Raw genomic sequence first — 15,466 nt, 5'->3', positions numbered from 1 at the left:
GCTTGACACTGTAGACCCAAATGGTATAGATATGCAAAAAGCATTAGACAAAATTAAGCAAGAAAACCCATGGAAAGATTTTTATAATATAAAGCAAGAGCTAAAAATATAGTTTGTTGATTATTTTGATTATTATATTTGTTAATATGTAATTATAAGGGCGAATGAATAGGGCTTTAAACAGAAAATGAATTTAATTTTAATATAATTAAATTAAAATTTTTAATTTTCAGTATGTTTATTTATTTGACAAATACAATATTATATTGGATTTTCTTTTATTTAAAAGATTATAATTATTTTCAATGATTGATTTTATGTATTACCATATTGAAATCAAATATATAAAATGATATAATAAACTTAACAAGTCTTTTACAAAAATAGTTTAAAAAAGCGTCAAGCTATAATGTTTAAGAAACAAATTTCAACTAATTCATTTTTTAAAAATATAAGAACCGATGATAAGGAAGATATAATGCACAAGAGTTTTACAAGATATTATAATAAAATTAATATAAATAATCACAAATTACAACAATTTAATTATTGTAACTTCTCTTTTTGTGGTGATATACATGAACTAATGGCTGAAGAGTTAACTCAAAATTATAAAATTCTTTCTTATCTAAGAGATCAAGATCAAGATAGTATTGATTTTCTAAAAAATATAATAAAAGAAAAATTAGAAAGACTTAAAAATTCTTCTAAAAGATCTGGTTATGTCAAAAATGATGGAATTTTTATGAACTTCTTATCTTTTGAAGCATTAAAAGAATTATACGATGTAATGCCTCTATACTTATTACAACGAAGTGATATTGAAAAAGCAAAATTTGGTATAGATTCTATTTTTTATAGAAATAACGATATATGGATTTTTGAATTTAAAACAAGCATTAATCAATTGGATGAAAGTTCAACAGCAATAAGGATTTATGAGGGAGTAGAGTCATTATTTTGTAAAGGAGATATAAAAATAGCTTCATTATATGATTGTAATACAACAATTAAAAAAAATAGGCTTGATCCAAGTTTATATAATGTAATAAATAATTTTATTGATAATAGAAACGACATAAAAACTCTTTTGATGTTTGTAATTATGATAGAGCCTTTAGATAAGCAATCTGCTGCCTTTGTCCATTGCTCCTGAGAATACTCCAGTGATAAAAAAGGTCATACCAGCTCAGTATGACCTTTTTATAAGAGAACATTATTTTTAATTATAAAGGCAAATCTTTTTTGTCAAATTTTACAAATGAAATTGCGTAACATATAATTCCGATAACAATCAATATAGCTAGTTTCCACAAGAAAGCAAAAGTTCCGTCCAAAATTGATATTACATCAAACAGAGAAATTATTGAAACATAATTAAACAATTTAAGTGCATCCATTCTGATAACTTGCGGAATAATTTTTGAGCCAAACAAACCTAAGATTGTAGCGACAAGGAAGAATATATTTAGACCGCCGCCGATTGCCATTGAATGTTTTGTTCTATTAAACCAGCTTGAAGCTAAGAAGCAAATTCCGCTCATAGCGAACATTACAATAAACGCGCCTAAGTTGATTAATAGCAGTTTTCCTATTGTAAGCGATGTGTCAACGTTGACTATTGACATACATATAACGCTTGATATGCTTGTGCAAACAAACATCAAGAAAAGAGATCCAACCAAAAATAACATTTGGGTAGCGATAACAGTCTTTCTTTTTGTCGGAGTGGATAGAACATAAGCCATTGAACCGCTATCAACTTGTCCTGCGATTAAGTTGTTAGAAGCCATAATTAAGTAAATTATAGGGAGTAAAAGTCCAGCGATTTTAAAGAAAATAGAACCGACCAAAATACCGTACAAATCCATTTGACCGATTTCTTCAAGAGCATCGGTAACTTTTTGAGGAAGTTGAGAGAGCATGCTCTTTGTAAAACTGTTGGCTAGTTCTTTCTTTATGCTTTCGACTGTTTCGCCGTCTTTGATATTTTCTAATCTATATGATAAGTTAGCTCTATAATTAATAAGCATATTACGTGCAATAACTTTTACCTTAGTGTAATCATCAAAACCAAATTCACTGTAAATTTTTTTGGTTACCCCATAACTTTTTAGCGCGTTCAAGACTTTATCAATATTTTCTTCTTCGGTCATATTACCGGCAAGAAATATTGAACTATTTTTAAAAGCATATTCTTGTCTGTATGCAGCTCTTTGTTCGTCTGTTTGAGGAATAATATTAATAAAATCATATCTAGGCGCGCTTTCTGAAACATTAGCATAAAAGTCGTCAAACATATATTTTCCATCGACACCCGTAGTTTCAGTCATAGGATTGAAAACATACATTATCAAGCCCAAAATTTCTTGCGCTTCATCGCTGTTTTCTTCATATCCTTTCTGAGCTGCGATACTTTTTGCATAATTTTGAAGCTTTGATACAGCGTTTGCATAAGCATTGCTGACTAGATATTGCTGAGCTTTTTCTTGACCATAAGCAGCATATATATTTTGAAATTCTTGTGAAGATTGAATAGTATTAAACTCATTTTTATATTCATTGTCAAAATACTCAAGTCCGGAAAGTGATATTTCGTAATAATTAAGTGCTCTTTGCTCAATTGAGGATTCTATTTCCCCTTGGATAATTGTATTTTGAACAGCACTTTTTATTTTAGTTAAGTCCTCGCTTCCTGCAATAATCATTACACAAAAAAGCATAAAGCAAACTGCAAAAGTTATTATGCCCCACATAACGCCATTTGCTTTGCAAGATTGTTTTAATAAAGGTCTGCTAATCATTTATATACTCCTTTATAATTTTATTGAAGTGTTTTTCAAGTGTATATTTGACTTCTGAAATAAATTTGACATCAAACATTTTTAGATCTTTAAACAAATTTTGAATTTCCGTTTTTGAAATTTTTATCGTAACTTGATTGTATTGCTCCTGTTTTCTTACAAAGTTGTAATCAAGTTTCAAAAAATCCTTATAATCGGCAGCATTGTTGAATTCAATCTTAAAATCAGTTGTTGGTCTGTTTTTGATTTCGTTCATATCGGTTATATTGACAATTTTTCCTTTGTCTATCAAAACAACTCTATCTGCAATTTTTTCAAGTTCTTCATACAGATGCGAACTAATCAAAATAGTTTTTCCTTTTGCTTTTTCTTCTAGCAGAATATCAAGGAAAGATACACGCATAAGCGGATCAAGTCCTGTAGTCGGCTCGTCCAAAATCAGAATCTCAGGATTAGACAAAAGGGCAGCGACAAGTGCTGTTTTTTGCTTCATGCCTTTGCTCATTCGCTTTAGATTGGCGCTTGGATCAAGCTGTAACTTTTCTATCAAAAAGTTTGCAAGGCTCAAATCTTTGACTCCCAAAAATTCCGCCTGAGATTTTAAAAACTCTGTTCCTGTTTTTAGATCTGGAAAAGCAATTTCGCCTGGAACATAACCGATATATTTTTTGGTTTTTTCACTGTCCTTGTAAGCGTCTAATCCGCAGATTTTAATTGATCCGCTGTCAGGCGTCAAAAACCCCATAATATTTCGTATTGTTGTAGTTTTGCCTGCACCGTTGCTTCCGACAAAACCTAATATTTCTCCACGTTTTAGTTCAAAACTAACATCAAAAACGCCTTTATTATTTCCATAGTCTTTTGTCAGATTTTGAATTTCAATCAAGTTTTCCATTATAACGCTCCTCCAAAATCTTTTTCTTCCTTGTAATAACTCATAAAGTAATCTTCCAAAGTTTCCTTTACGTGTTCAAAGTCAGAAATTTCATAATTTGATAAAAGCGAAATAAGTTTGTTGATGTCTTTATCGTTGATTGAAATCAAAACATCGTTTTGATTATTTTCTAACAGCGTTATATTGCTGTTATTTGTTTGATTAACAAAATCGTCTTTGCTTTTAAGATCGCAAAATAAGATTTTATATACCTTGTCTTGCTTATGTCTCAAATCATCTGCAATAAATTGCGAGACAATTCTTCCGTCTTTTATTATTGCAATTTTGTCGCAAGTGGCATCAACTTCGCTAAAAATATGACTTGACAGCAAAATCGTTTTGCCGCGCTCTTTTTCTTTTTTTATGTACTCAACAAAGCGTTGCTGCATTTTTAAGTCGAGTCCGCTTGTCGGTTCGTCTAAAATCAAAACTTCAGGATCGTTCATAAAAGCAACCACCACTGCCAGCTTTCTTTTATCACCCAAACTCATTCGTTTGGTCTCTCCGCTGGGGTCAAGGTCAAAAAGATTGATCAAATGCTTTATCCATTCGTCATCTTTGCATTTCTTCATTTTCTTCATCATATCGATAAATTCATAGCCTTTGAGCCCTGCTGGAAGTGCAATTTCACCTGGCAAATATCCCACCTTGTCCATAAATTTTGTGTAGTTTTCAAATGTGTCTTTATTGAATATCTTGGTGCGCCCACTATCTGGCTTTGAAAAGCCCATCAGATGTCTTATTGTTGTGGATTTTCCAGCACCATTAGGGCCCAAAAAACCAAAGACTTCACCTTTGTTAACTTCAAAAGAAACATCGAAAACGCCGCGACCATGACCATAATCTTTTGTTAAATGTTCAACTATAATTTCTGCCATGTTCTCTCCTTTTTATGTGTTTTTCGACAAGTGTATACTTTATTGACAGTAATTAAAATATATGATATATTGTCTAAAAAATCAATAAATTAAAATTAACAAAAAATTTAATTTAATTAAATATTAGACAAAAACTAAAAATTGTCTAAGAGCATATAGTCAAAAAGGAAAAATAATGGAAGACGAAAAGCAAGATTTGAGAATAAGACGGACAAAAAGATTGTTATCAATCGCGCTATTTGATTTGATGGAAGAAAAGCCTTTCAACAAAATAAGCGTAAATGATATATGCGAAAAAGCAATGGTGCATAGAGCAACATTTTATAATCATTTTCAAGATAAAGAAGATTTATTAAATCATACGCTTGATGAAATTCAAGAAGAATTATTTTCAAAATCCATTGAAAAATATCATTTTGCTACAGCCAAAGAAATGTACATGAGTTTGATTGATTGTGTAATTGACTTTTTGTTTTCAAACAAACCTAAAATTGAAAACATTATGAAAAACAGTTCAGAGAAGTTTGTAAGAATAATCACGCAAACAATCAAAAGAAGCATTAGATATCTGATTAGTAAAAACAAATATAAAGAGGATTATACTATCCCAATTGACATTATGGTGGATTTCTTTACAGGCGGAATATCTATGATTGGTTTTAGTTGGTTTGAAGGAAAAAATCAATATTCAAAAGAGGATCTTTTGTCTTTTTGTAATACAATTTTAGATGAAAGCATGTTTGTAAAAAATAAAGCCCTTTAGATTTGTAACTAAAGGGCTTCAACATTTTGGAGCTGATGACGGGACTTGAACCCGTGACCTCCTCCTTACCAAGGACGTGCTCCACTCAAAAAAGAGAAAGTGCTCTAAAAAGATAAAAACGGCGAAAAATACACAGTATCATGTGCTTTTCCGCCGTTTTTTATTATTTGACCACAATTCAAAGAAAAATGGTAGTAACGGTTTTTTGCCGCTTTTACTACCATTTACCACCATTTTAATTTTTTTAGACTTCTTCAAGCAGTTTGAGGGCGTTTTTGATTAGTATCAGCCGACCTGCCTGCGGCACATTTCAGAAAAACAAATACAAAGAAAAAATTGCTCTTCACCTTAAATTTATCGAATACAAAGGCGTCAATAATCCCGATACTTTCTCCTTTCTTACTTTTTAGCAAAATATTTATAACAATTTTTCAAAATGTATTGATTTTCGCCGAAAAGTTTGATATAATAAAACCAACAGGAGAAAACAATGATTTTAACGTTTGACAGTTTGGCATTACAATTCAAGGATTATACCGACGTAAAAGGAAAGATTCGCCGCGAAGTACAATCGGGACGATTGACGCAAATCACGCGCGGATTATACGAAACCGATGCGCGCGCGGACGGCAAATATCTTGCGGGCGCAATATACGGCCCGTCCTATCTTTCTTTTGATTATGTGCTATCGATGTGTTCGCTGATTCCCGAAGCGATTTTCCGCACTTACACGTCCGCAACGTTCCGCAAAGGTAAGGCGAAACAATACGACAACGCGTTCGGCGTATTCACATACAGGGACGTGCCTGCCGCGGTCTATCATTTTGGCGTGGAAATTCGGGAAGAGAACGGTTATTCCTATCAAATTGCCACGCCCGAAAAGGCGCTATGCGACAAGCTATACACCATATCGCCCGTCGGCTCGGTCAAAGCAATGCGGGCGTTACTGTTTGACGATTTGCGCGTCGATGAGAATGACTTTTGGCAGTTGAACTTGGAAGACATCAAACAACTTGCACCACTCTATAAATCGACTAATCACAAGTATCTTGCAAAGCTGATCGACGGAGGAAAATAAATGCAGACAATTTTAAGTCAAATGCTTGCCCTATACCCCACGCAGTCGCAAATCGACGAAAAGAACGCACTGACCGAAGTAATACAGGAAGTTGCGCTATGCGGACTTTCCCGCGCGGGCTTTTTCAAAGACGCCGCATTTTACGGCGGGACGGCATTACGTATATTTTACGGACTTGACCGATTTTCCGAAGACTTGGACTTTTCGCTGATAGCACCCGACGCCGATTTTGAACTAAAAAAATATTTTTCGATTTTAGAAAACGAACTGCATTCCGTCGGGCTGAACTTCAAGGTGGAAGAAAAGATCAAGACGGCGGATTCCAATATCAAATCGGCTTTCCTAAAAGGCAACACCAAGGAACACATTTTAAGCGTTTACAACGACGAGCAGAACGCGACGAAAATCAATCCGTCCGAGGTAATCAAGATTAAGTTCGAGGTCGATACCAATCCCCCTGCTTTTGCGACATTTGAAAACAAGTACCGACTGCTGCCGTCGCCCTATCAAGTAAAACTGTACGATATGCCCTCGCTGTTCGCCGGCAAACTCCACGCCGTCATCTGCCGCGCGTGGAAAACCCGTGTCAAAGGCAGGGACTTATACGACTATATTTTCTATCTCTCACGAAACGTCTTAGTCAATATGCCGCACCTGAAAGCACGGCTTGTAGACTCTGGGTTTATCGACAAGGATTTTAACCTTACCCGCGAAGCCCTGATTTCCATGCTGAACGAACGCTTCTCGGCAATCGACTACGAACAAGCCAAACAAGACGTAATCCCCTTTATTAAAGACAAAACAAAGTTGGACATTTGGAGTACGGAATTCTTTACGGAGATTACGAAAGGATTAAATGCTTAAAAGGCTTGAACCTAGAAATAGCTATTAAGATAAGGAGAATGATTATGGGAAAAACGTATGAATATTGTTATGAAGAAGCAATTGGCATAAGCAAACTAAAGGATGCTTTGAGTACTGCGGGTATTATCATTCTCAAAGAAACATCAATTCAATATGGAACAAAATTTATTTTCCAAAATGGCGCTGCAATAATACTTTATTGTAGTAAGTCTAAAACTTCAAAAATTTATGTTGAAAAAGAAAACACTGAAATAATTGCTTTTCTAGAAAACTTGTGTATGCAAGAAAAACGAATTGAGTCCATTCCTATCTATGCTAGTTTTACTGTCCATTCTGATAAATTTTTAGATATTAAACAAGCAATCATAAGTTCATTTGTTACTACAGAGAAACCAGCTAAAAAAGATACAATTACTTATATTTTAGATGTAACAGAAGAAAATTATCATATAACAGTTACTCAGTTTAACTCAGGAAAATTGTTACTACAAGGGCTTGATTCTTTACTTGTAGATAAGATAAAAGAAATTATAAATATTTATGCTCCAATTTCTAACAAAGAAGAAGCCTTGACTTATGTTGCGAAAGAAAAACAAGCGGAAACTCAAAAAGCGATTGAACAAATTATTGGGTTTGACGAATATTGCGATAAAGCAAAAAAGGCGTTATCAACAGATGCTTATGACTATCTATCTTTAACAGATAAAAAACAAATAGTAACAGCATTTGGTCTTTTGCAAGCAATCAAAGAAAATTCTATTGAACTTCCTGTGTATAATCCTATAGTTTACCCTGTTGCTAAAGCCTTTGAGGGGTTTATATTAAAAATGATGATGGATAAACGGGCGTTTACATTAGAAGAATATCAAAAAAATCCAGAAATTGCTAATATCGGAAATTGGCTTAGAGGCGAAAAGTTTTCAAAGTATATTAAAGATATACGAAGGGATGGGGCAATCAATAAATCGTTAATTGCGGCATGGGAAGGAATTCGCTGTTTGGAAATGCATTCAGATCCAGCCAGGAATACTGATATTTCAGATCTTATTACTATTGAGCAAGCAGAAATGAAAATTGGAGCGGTATGCGATGCTATTACTACGGCTTACCATGTGATAATTAAAAATGGATATTCCGAAGAACAAATGCTTGTACATAAATCCTCTGTTTCAACAAGCAACAATGAGATTAAAGAAATTCCCATATTAGATTGTCATATTGGTACGGATGAATCTGGTAAGGGAGATTATTTTGGCCCTTTAGTTATTGCAGGAGTATATGTTTCTAAATATGAAGAACAAATTCTTGCTGAATTAGGTGTTAGAGATAGTAAAAATAATTCGGATAGTAAAAATTTAGATTTGGCTCAAAAAATACGTGAAATATTAGGAAAAGATAAATTTTCAATAATATGTATTGGACCAGAAAGGTATAACAGTTTATATGAAGAAATGGGGAAAAATTTAAATCGCCTGCTTGGATGGGGACATGCCAGAGCAATCGAAAACTTACTTGCTATTAATACGTGTGAGCATGCGATAGCAGATCAATTTGGCGATGAAACTATAATAAACAGTGCCTTAATGGAAAAAGGAAAACAAATTAAACTTTTGCAAACCCCAAAAGGAGAACGCGACATAGGAGTTGCCGCAGCATCAATTCTTGCAAGAGCTCGTTTTTTAGAAGAGTTAGATAAAATAGAAAAAACTGTTAAAATTCCAATTGCAAAAGGAGTTAATCCAGTTGTTGAAGAGGCCGCAAAGAAAATTTATTTTTCTGGTGGAATAGATAAACTAAAATGTTTTGTTAAACTGCATTTTAAAACAACACAAAAGATCATTAATTAAAAGGACTAATCTATGGAAAATTTAATTGAATTGCGACAAAAAACGAAGTCTCTTCTTCGTGATAGAAATCCTTCAATTGAAGATTACAATGAAGCTCTGCCTTTATGCAAGGAATTATGGGCACATTTTTCCGATACTCAAGAATTTTGGGACGCTCATCAATACGCAAATTGCTTAAAAAAGTTAGGAGAACTTGATGAGGCAGAAAATGTATGCAGTTATATATATGAAACATATCACGATCAAAATCTACCCTCCTATCAAAAACGTCCTTTTTCCTACATATTAAATCTATACACATGGGTTATAAATGATAAATATGTCAAGTCCATAAGAAAACCTGATTATCCATATGAAGATATAGTCCTGAATAAATTATTTTTACTTCATGAAATTATTGAATTTGCAGGACAAGATAGTCAACTCCCTTCTTTTAACTATTGCGCATTATCAGTGATAAGAGTTTTAATCAAAACAAACAAAAGTTATAATGGTAAAATGCTTTCTATTATCAATTTAATAGATCCTAAGGACTTGTCCTCTATTCCCACTCAATATACGGATCATGCAGGCAAAGAACGCGAAACGGCTTCAGATAAAGAAACCTATTTTCAGTTAAAATCGGATTTATTATTTCGTGAAAAGCACTATGAAGATTGTATTTTATGTTGTACAACAGCAATTGATGAAATAGAAAATTTTCATTATGACAATAATATTTGGCTGGAACGCAGAGTTGCTTTAGCATTAGACAATCTAGGGCATATTGATGATGCTATAACAACATTAAAAAAACTAATTGTGATTAGTGATAAATGGTTTTTATTATATGAACTTGGAAAGTTTTATTTAAGAAAAAATGAAACAAATCAGGCACTAATTTATATGTTGCGCGCTGTATGCACAAAAGATCCTGAAAAAATGAAAGTAAAACTGATTGAATCTATTGGCGATATTTTTACTGATATACAGGAAATAGATTTAGCACAAGAAAATTATAATTTTGCCAGACAAATACGAGAAGAAAACGATTGGACTGTAAGCCAAACATTAAATAACAAAATCAGCGAAATAATGCCAATTCGGTTTTTAGATATTAGAAAACATTGGATAACAATCTTACATAATAAGGTAGGCGTAAAACACGGTCGCATAATAAAAATATTCCCAGGACACCGCGGCGGTTTTATACAAGCCGATAAACCGTATTACTTTCAATATAAAAACTTCTTTGGAAAATCTGATTTGTCTAAAGTTGGAGACAATGTGGATTTTATTATAGTTGAGTCTTTTGACAAGAAAAAACAACAAAATACGGAAGAGGCCGTTGCCATTATACCTATAAGAAAATAATTATAAATTTCCCCATCAACTTCCGATAATACGGTATTATAGGAACATAGGAGAGCACTATGAGCATTATAGATAAAAAACAAATGACTGAAGAAGATATCAAATTGAATTTTATCACACCGGCGATTTTGGCAAAAGGCTGGCTGGATAAAATCACTATGGAAACTAAAGTCAAATTTACTGACGGTAAGGTAAATCTCCGTGGAAATAAAGTCAGCCGCGAGACTCCTAAAAAAGCCGACTACATACTCTACTATAACAAAAACAATCCGCTCGCCGTGGTTGAAGCAAAAGACAATAACCATAGCGTATCTTTCGGCATGCAACAGGCAATGCTCTATGCTCAAATGCTCGATGTTCCGTTCGCATATAGTTCTAACGGCGATGCTTTTCAAGAGTATGATTTTATTACAGGGATCGAACGAGAAATAGGTTTAGATGATTTTCCATCACCTGAGGAGCTTTGGGCTCGTTATCAAAATGAAATAAATAATGGGAAAGGATTGTCAGAAACAGAGCGTATGCTTATCGCTCAGCCATATTATACAAGTCAAAACACCTATCCCCCTAGATATTATCAACAAGTTGCCGTTAATCGTACCATGGAAGCGATTGCCAAAGACCAACAGCGTATTCTTCTTGTTATGGCAACGGGGACTGGAAAAACTTATACGGCTTTTCAGATTGTCTACCGACTGCTGCAAAGCGGGATAAAACAAAAAATTCTTTACCTTGCAGACCGCAACAATCTTGTCGATCAAACAATAAGCGGGGATTTTAAACCGCTTGAAAAGGTTATTCATAAAATCAATTTTGCAAGAGATGATCGCACCACGATTACCTCTCATCAAGTTTATTTTTCGCTCTATCAGCAATTAGTTGGAAACAAAACGACAGAAGAAGAAACAGACGAGGAAACGCTTGCTCACTATAAGCAACTATTCGATAAAGACTTTTTTGATTTAATTATTGTAGATGAGTGTCATCGCGGCAGCGCAAAAGAAGAAAGCCGTTGGCGTAAAGTGTTGGAATACTTCTTTTCCGCAACGCAAATTGGTATGACAGCCACGCCGAAGGAAACGGCGTATATTTCCAACATAGACTACTTTGGAGAGCCGATTTATAAGTATAGCCTGAAAGAAGGTATTGACGACGGCTTCCTCGCTCCGTTTAAAGTCATACGCATAAAAACGGATATTGACGATGAATGGCGCCCTCGTAAAGGCCAATGCGATATATATGGGTATGAAATCGAAGATCGCATCTACAATAACAGCGACTACGATTACAATATTATCATTCAAGATCGAATCGACATGGTCGCAAATGAGATTACAAATTATCTCAAAGCGACCGACAGAATGGCAAAGACGATTGTATTCTGTGCAACGGAAGACGCGGCGGAACGGATGCGTGTTGCTCTCCGAAAGTTGAACGCCGATATGTGCGCCGAAAATCCGGATTACATCGTGCGGATTACAGGTAGCGACGAGTATGGAAAGAGTAAGCTTGATTATTTTATTTCCGTATCTGCCAAATACCCGGTGATTGCCACTACTTCAAAGCTCCTTTCCACTGGCGCAGACTGCAAAATGGTAAAACTGATCGTCATTGACGAAATGATCGGTTCAATGACAGAATTTAAGCAAATTATCGGTCGCGGTACAAGATTACGCTATGAAGACGGGAAAACGCACTTTGTAATTATGGATTTCCGTGGCGTAACCAGATTGTTCGCCGATCCCGATTGGGACGGCCCGATTGAACAAGACGAACAATTTCGACACGTCGACCCCAAAGAACCTGACGGCGAACCGGTCATTATGCCTGCGCCCCCTGTAGAGTCGAAACATAAGTATGTGGTCGATAGCCGCGGCTGCAAAGTAACGATTTCGCAGCGAATGGTTTCCGTTTATGATACGGACGGAAAACTATTGCGGCAAGAAAGTATCATTGATTATACAAAGGCAAATATCTATGGAACATTCTCTTCTTTAGACAATTTTATTTTGCAATGGTCTGCAGAAGAGAAAAAGGCTAAAATCCAAGAATTGTTTAGTGAACGCGGTATTGACTTGGAACAGGTCAAAGCGAATGAAGGTATGAGTGATGTTGACGACTTTGATTTTATCTGTCACATTGCCTTTAATCAAAAACCTTTGACGCGGCGGGAACGCGCTGAAAACGTCAAAAAGCGCAACGTATTTGCGAAATACGGCGGCGAAGCAAGGGCGGTGCTGGAAGCGTTACTGGAAAAATACGCGGACAGCGGTATCTACGAAATCGAGGATATGGATATTCTCAAACTCGATCCGTTTGTAAGGTTCGGCAAACCGGCAAAAATCGCTCAACTCTTTGGAGGAAGAGAAGGTTATATACGGGCAGTAAGAGAGCTCGAAAACGAAATTTATAAGGCGGCATAACAAATGAGTAATATTTCAGGATTTATCAAACGTTTGCGCGACATTATGCGCAACGATGCAGGCATCAACGGCGACGCACAACGTATCGAGCAGATCGCTTGGCTTTTGTTCTTAAAGGTCTATGACACTAAGGAGCAGGACTGGGAATTTGAAGATGAAAAATATCTGTCTATTATTCCCGAGCCTTGCCGTTGGCGAAATTGGGCGCACGAGGAAGGCGGAAAAGGAATGACCGGTGATGCGCTTCTTAACTTTGTTAATAACACACTCTTCCCCGTCCTCAAAGGCAAGGATATAAAAGATCCCAACGGCAATGTGCTCATCAATGGTGTACAGGTCGATCCGTCCACCCCCATAAAAAAAGCCATTGTCAAGACGACTTTTGAAGATGCAAACACCTATATGAAGGACGGCGTTCTTCTGCGGCAAGTAATCAATGTCATAGACGACATCGATTTGACCGATTATGAAGAAAGCCACGCTTTCGGTGAAATTTATGAAACCATTCTGCGCGAATTGCAGAGCGCCGGTTCGTCGGGCGAATTTTACACGCCACGTGCAGTTACCGATTTTATGGCCAAGATGATCAATCCCCAAATCGGAGAGCACTGTGCAGACTTTGCCTGCGGCACAGGTGGATTTTTGATAAGCTGGTTAAAAGAGCTTGAAACCAAGAAGAAAAGTACCGACGACGTTGAAAAAATTTACAATTCCATTTACGGCATGGAGAAAAAGCAGTTTCCGTATATTCTGTGTGTAACCAATATGTTGTTGCATGACGTGGATACGCCGCGTATTTATTACGGCAATTCGTTATTGCATAATGTGCTGGATTATACCGAAAAAGACAAATTTGAAGTTGTTCTAATGAATCCACCTTATGGCGGAAACGAAAAGGCAGACGTGAAAAATCATTTCCCGTCCGATTTGGCGAGTAGCGAAACAGCCGATCTTTTTATGTCGGTCATTATGTATCGTTTGAAAGATAACGGAAGAGCCGCCGTTATATTGCCTGACGGCTTCTTGTTTGGTACAGACAATGCAAAAGTATCAATTAAAAAGAAACTTTTCTCCGAGTTTAATTTGCATACGATAATTCGTATGCCGGGCAGCGTTTTTGCTCCGTACACTTCTATCACAACAAATATCCTCTTCTTTGATAAGGTCCACCCTACCAAAGAAACTTGGTTTTATCGTTTGGATATGCCCGAAGGCTACAAGCATTTCTCTAAGACAAAACCCATGAAGCTTGAGCACTTTAATCCCGCCATAGAATGGTGGAATAATCGCGAAGAAATTATTGTTGATGATGCTCCGAAGGCAAAAAAATATACGGTTGAAGAGATTGCTGCGCTCGGTTACAATATCGACCTTTGCGGGTTCCCACACGAAGAGGAAGAAATCCTTGCCCCACAGGATTTGATTCAACAATATCGTGAAAAACGCGCAAGTTTGGATGCGGACATTGACCGAGTGCTTACCGAAATCATGACGCTTTTGGGGAATAAAGAATGAAAGCCGAACAATTGAGAAAATCTATCCTTCAATTAGCCATTCAGGGCAAACTTGTTCCGCAAGATCCGAATGACGAGCCCGCGTCCGTATTGCTCGAACGCATCCGCGCCGAAAAGCAGCGGCTGATAAAAGAAGGTAAAATCAAAAAAGATAAGAACGATTCTGTCATCTTCAAGGGTGATGATAATCGCCATTATGAGAAGGTAGGCAATAATTCTCCCGTTTGTATCGATGATGAAGTCAGTGAATTTGATTTGCCAGAAGGTTGGGAATTCGCAAAAATCAGCACATTGCTTAATATACAGACAGGTGCATCCTTCAAAAAAGAGTCTGCTACCACTAATCAAAAATTGGTAAGAGTTCTGCGAGGAGGCAATATACTAAATGGCTCATATCACTTTTTCGACAATGATATTTTTCTTGATAATAATTTAGTTCCGGATTCTATATTGCTATGGCGGAACGATTTGATTACTCCTGCCGTAACAAGCATTGAAAATATTGGTAAAATTGCTCGTGTTGAACAAACATACAATAATGTTACCGCCGGTGGCTTTGTTTTTATACTTCGTCCATACTGTCAAATTGATGAGTTGTCAAAATACCTACTTTACGCTCTTCAAAGCAGCTATTTTAATAAACAGCTTAAAGCAATTACAAAGAAATCAGGACAAGCTTTTTATAATTTGGGGAAAGAACGGTTGCTTCAACTTATTCTACCAATTCCACCTCTTGCCGAGCAAGTGCGTATTGTAGCGGAGATAGAAAAGTTTGAACCGCTGATTGCAGAATACGATAATCTCGAACAGCAGGCAACCAAGTTGGACGATGATATTTACGGCAAACTCAAGAAATCTATTTTGCAATACGCTATTCAGGGCAAACTCGTTCCACAAGATCCGAACGACGAGCCCGCGAGCGTTCTTATAGAGCGTATCCGTGCTGAAAAGAAGGCTAAACTCGGCAAGAAATATGTGGATAGTTACATCTACAAAGGTGACGATAAC

At 36.0% G+C, this 15,466-nt stretch carries 12 protein-coding genes; 9 read left to right on the top strand and 3 right to left on the bottom strand.

All coding sequences use genetic code 11. The annotated features are described in order from the left end of the window. Positions 1-409: 409 nt before the first annotated feature. Positions 410-1,156 carry a hypothetical protein gene (locus VIL26_02010; protein ID HEY8389719.1) on the top strand — a complete coding sequence of 249 codons (747 nt, stop codon included), beginning with the start codon at positions 410-412 and terminating at the stop codon, positions 1,154-1,156. Between the two features lie 70 nt (positions 1,157-1,226). On the opposite strand, the gene VIL26_02005 is transcribed toward VIL26_02010, so the two are convergent. Genes VIL26_02005 through VIL26_01995 form a run of 3 tightly spaced genes read right to left on the bottom strand, consistent with a single transcriptional unit; the run spans position 1,227 to position 4,616 of the window. Continuing rightward, positions 1,227-2,804: an ABC transporter permease subunit gene (locus VIL26_02005; GenBank protein HEY8389718.1), complete on the bottom strand. Its 1,578-nt coding sequence runs from the start codon at positions 2,802-2,804 to the stop codon at positions 1,227-1,229. Further along, positions 2,797-3,699, bottom strand: coding sequence for an ATP-binding cassette domain-containing protein (locus tag VIL26_02000; protein ID HEY8389717.1), 903 nt, complete (start codon positions 3,697-3,699; stop codon positions 2,797-2,799). The genes VIL26_02005 and VIL26_02000 overlap by 8 nt, the downstream gene beginning before the upstream one ends. After that, on the bottom strand, positions 3,699-4,616 hold the full coding sequence (locus VIL26_01995) for an ATP-binding cassette domain-containing protein (GenBank protein ID HEY8389716.1): 918 nt from the start codon (positions 4,614-4,616) through the stop codon (positions 3,699-3,701). The genes VIL26_02000 and VIL26_01995 overlap by 1 nt, the downstream gene beginning before the upstream one ends. A 175-nt stretch (positions 4,617-4,791) precedes the next feature. Between VIL26_01995 and VIL26_01990 the strand changes: the two genes are divergently transcribed. From VIL26_01990 to VIL26_01955, 8 genes are all read left to right on the top strand, one after another. Beyond that, positions 4,792-5,379, top strand: coding sequence for a TetR/AcrR family transcriptional regulator (locus VIL26_01990; GenBank protein HEY8389715.1), 588 nt, complete (start codon positions 4,792-4,794; stop codon positions 5,377-5,379). Between the two features lie 490 nt (positions 5,380-5,869). Next, positions 5,870-6,457, top strand: coding sequence for a hypothetical protein (locus tag VIL26_01985; GenBank protein HEY8389714.1), 588 nt, complete (start codon positions 5,870-5,872; stop codon positions 6,455-6,457). Next, entirely contained in the window at positions 6,458-7,321 is an 864-nt protein-coding gene (locus tag VIL26_01980) for a nucleotidyl transferase AbiEii/AbiGii toxin family protein (GenBank protein HEY8389713.1), read from the top strand. It abuts the gene before it with no gap. 44 nt (positions 7,322-7,365) lie between these two features. Continuing rightward, positions 7,366-9,168: a ribonuclease HIII gene (rnhC, locus tag VIL26_01975; protein ID HEY8389712.1), complete on the top strand. Its 1,803-nt coding sequence runs from the start codon at positions 7,366-7,368 to the stop codon at positions 9,166-9,168. Positions 9,169-9,180: 12 nt separating this feature from the next. Continuing rightward, positions 9,181-10,521 (top strand): tetratricopeptide repeat protein, encoded by a 1,341-nt coding sequence (locus VIL26_01970; protein HEY8389711.1) that lies wholly within the window; start codon positions 9,181-9,183, stop codon positions 10,519-10,521. 59 nt (positions 10,522-10,580) lie between these two features. Continuing rightward, complete coding sequence (locus VIL26_01965; GenBank protein HEY8389710.1) at positions 10,581-12,944, top strand: DEAD/DEAH box helicase family protein; 2,364 nt, start codon at positions 10,581-10,583, stop codon at positions 12,942-12,944. Between the two features lie 3 nt (positions 12,945-12,947). Further along, positions 12,948-14,459: a class I SAM-dependent DNA methyltransferase gene (locus VIL26_01960; protein HEY8389709.1), complete on the top strand. Its 1,512-nt coding sequence runs from the start codon at positions 12,948-12,950 to the stop codon at positions 14,457-14,459. Continuing rightward, on the top strand, positions 14,456-15,466 hold a 1,011-nt coding region (locus VIL26_01955), incomplete at its 3' end, for a restriction endonuclease subunit S (protein HEY8389708.1). The genes VIL26_01960 and VIL26_01955, both read left to right, overlap by 4 nt.

The organism is Clostridia bacterium (assembly GCA_036562685.1).
GTDB lineage: Bacteria > Bacillota > Clostridia > Christensenellales > DUVY01 > DUVY01.
The sequence above is the reverse complement of the archived record's forward strand: the minus strand, read 5'-3'. Positions and strand labels throughout refer to the sequence as shown.

Bases quoted from the DNA above. Each gene is read 5' to 3' on its own strand.
- VIL26_02010 (HEY8389719.1), top strand. From the start codon at position 410: ATGTTTAAGAAACAAATTTCAACTAATTCATTTTTTAAAAATATAAGA.
- VIL26_02005 (HEY8389718.1), bottom strand. From the start codon at position 2,804: ATGATTAGCAGACCTTTATTAAAACAATCTTGCAAAGCAAATGGCGTT.
- VIL26_02000 (HEY8389717.1), bottom strand. From the start codon at position 3,699: ATGGAAAACTTGATTGAAATTCAAAATCTGACAAAAGACTATGGAAAT.
- VIL26_01995 (HEY8389716.1), bottom strand. From the start codon at position 4,616: ATGGCAGAAATTATAGTTGAACATTTAACAAAAGATTATGGTCATGGT.
- VIL26_01990 (HEY8389715.1), top strand. From the start codon at position 4,792: ATGGAAGACGAAAAGCAAGATTTGAGAATAAGACGGACAAAAAGATTG.
- VIL26_01985 (HEY8389714.1), top strand. From the start codon at position 5,870: ATGATTTTAACGTTTGACAGTTTGGCATTACAATTCAAGGATTATACC.
- VIL26_01980 (HEY8389713.1), top strand. From the start codon at position 6,458: ATGCAGACAATTTTAAGTCAAATGCTTGCCCTATACCCCACGCAGTCG.
- rnhC (HEY8389712.1), top strand. From the start codon at position 7,366: ATGGGAAAAACGTATGAATATTGTTATGAAGAAGCAATTGGCATAAGC.
- VIL26_01970 (HEY8389711.1), top strand. From the start codon at position 9,181: ATGGAAAATTTAATTGAATTGCGACAAAAAACGAAGTCTCTTCTTCGT.
- VIL26_01965 (HEY8389710.1), top strand. From the start codon at position 10,581: ATGAGCATTATAGATAAAAAACAAATGACTGAAGAAGATATCAAATTG.
- VIL26_01960 (HEY8389709.1), top strand. From the start codon at position 12,948: ATGAGTAATATTTCAGGATTTATCAAACGTTTGCGCGACATTATGCGC.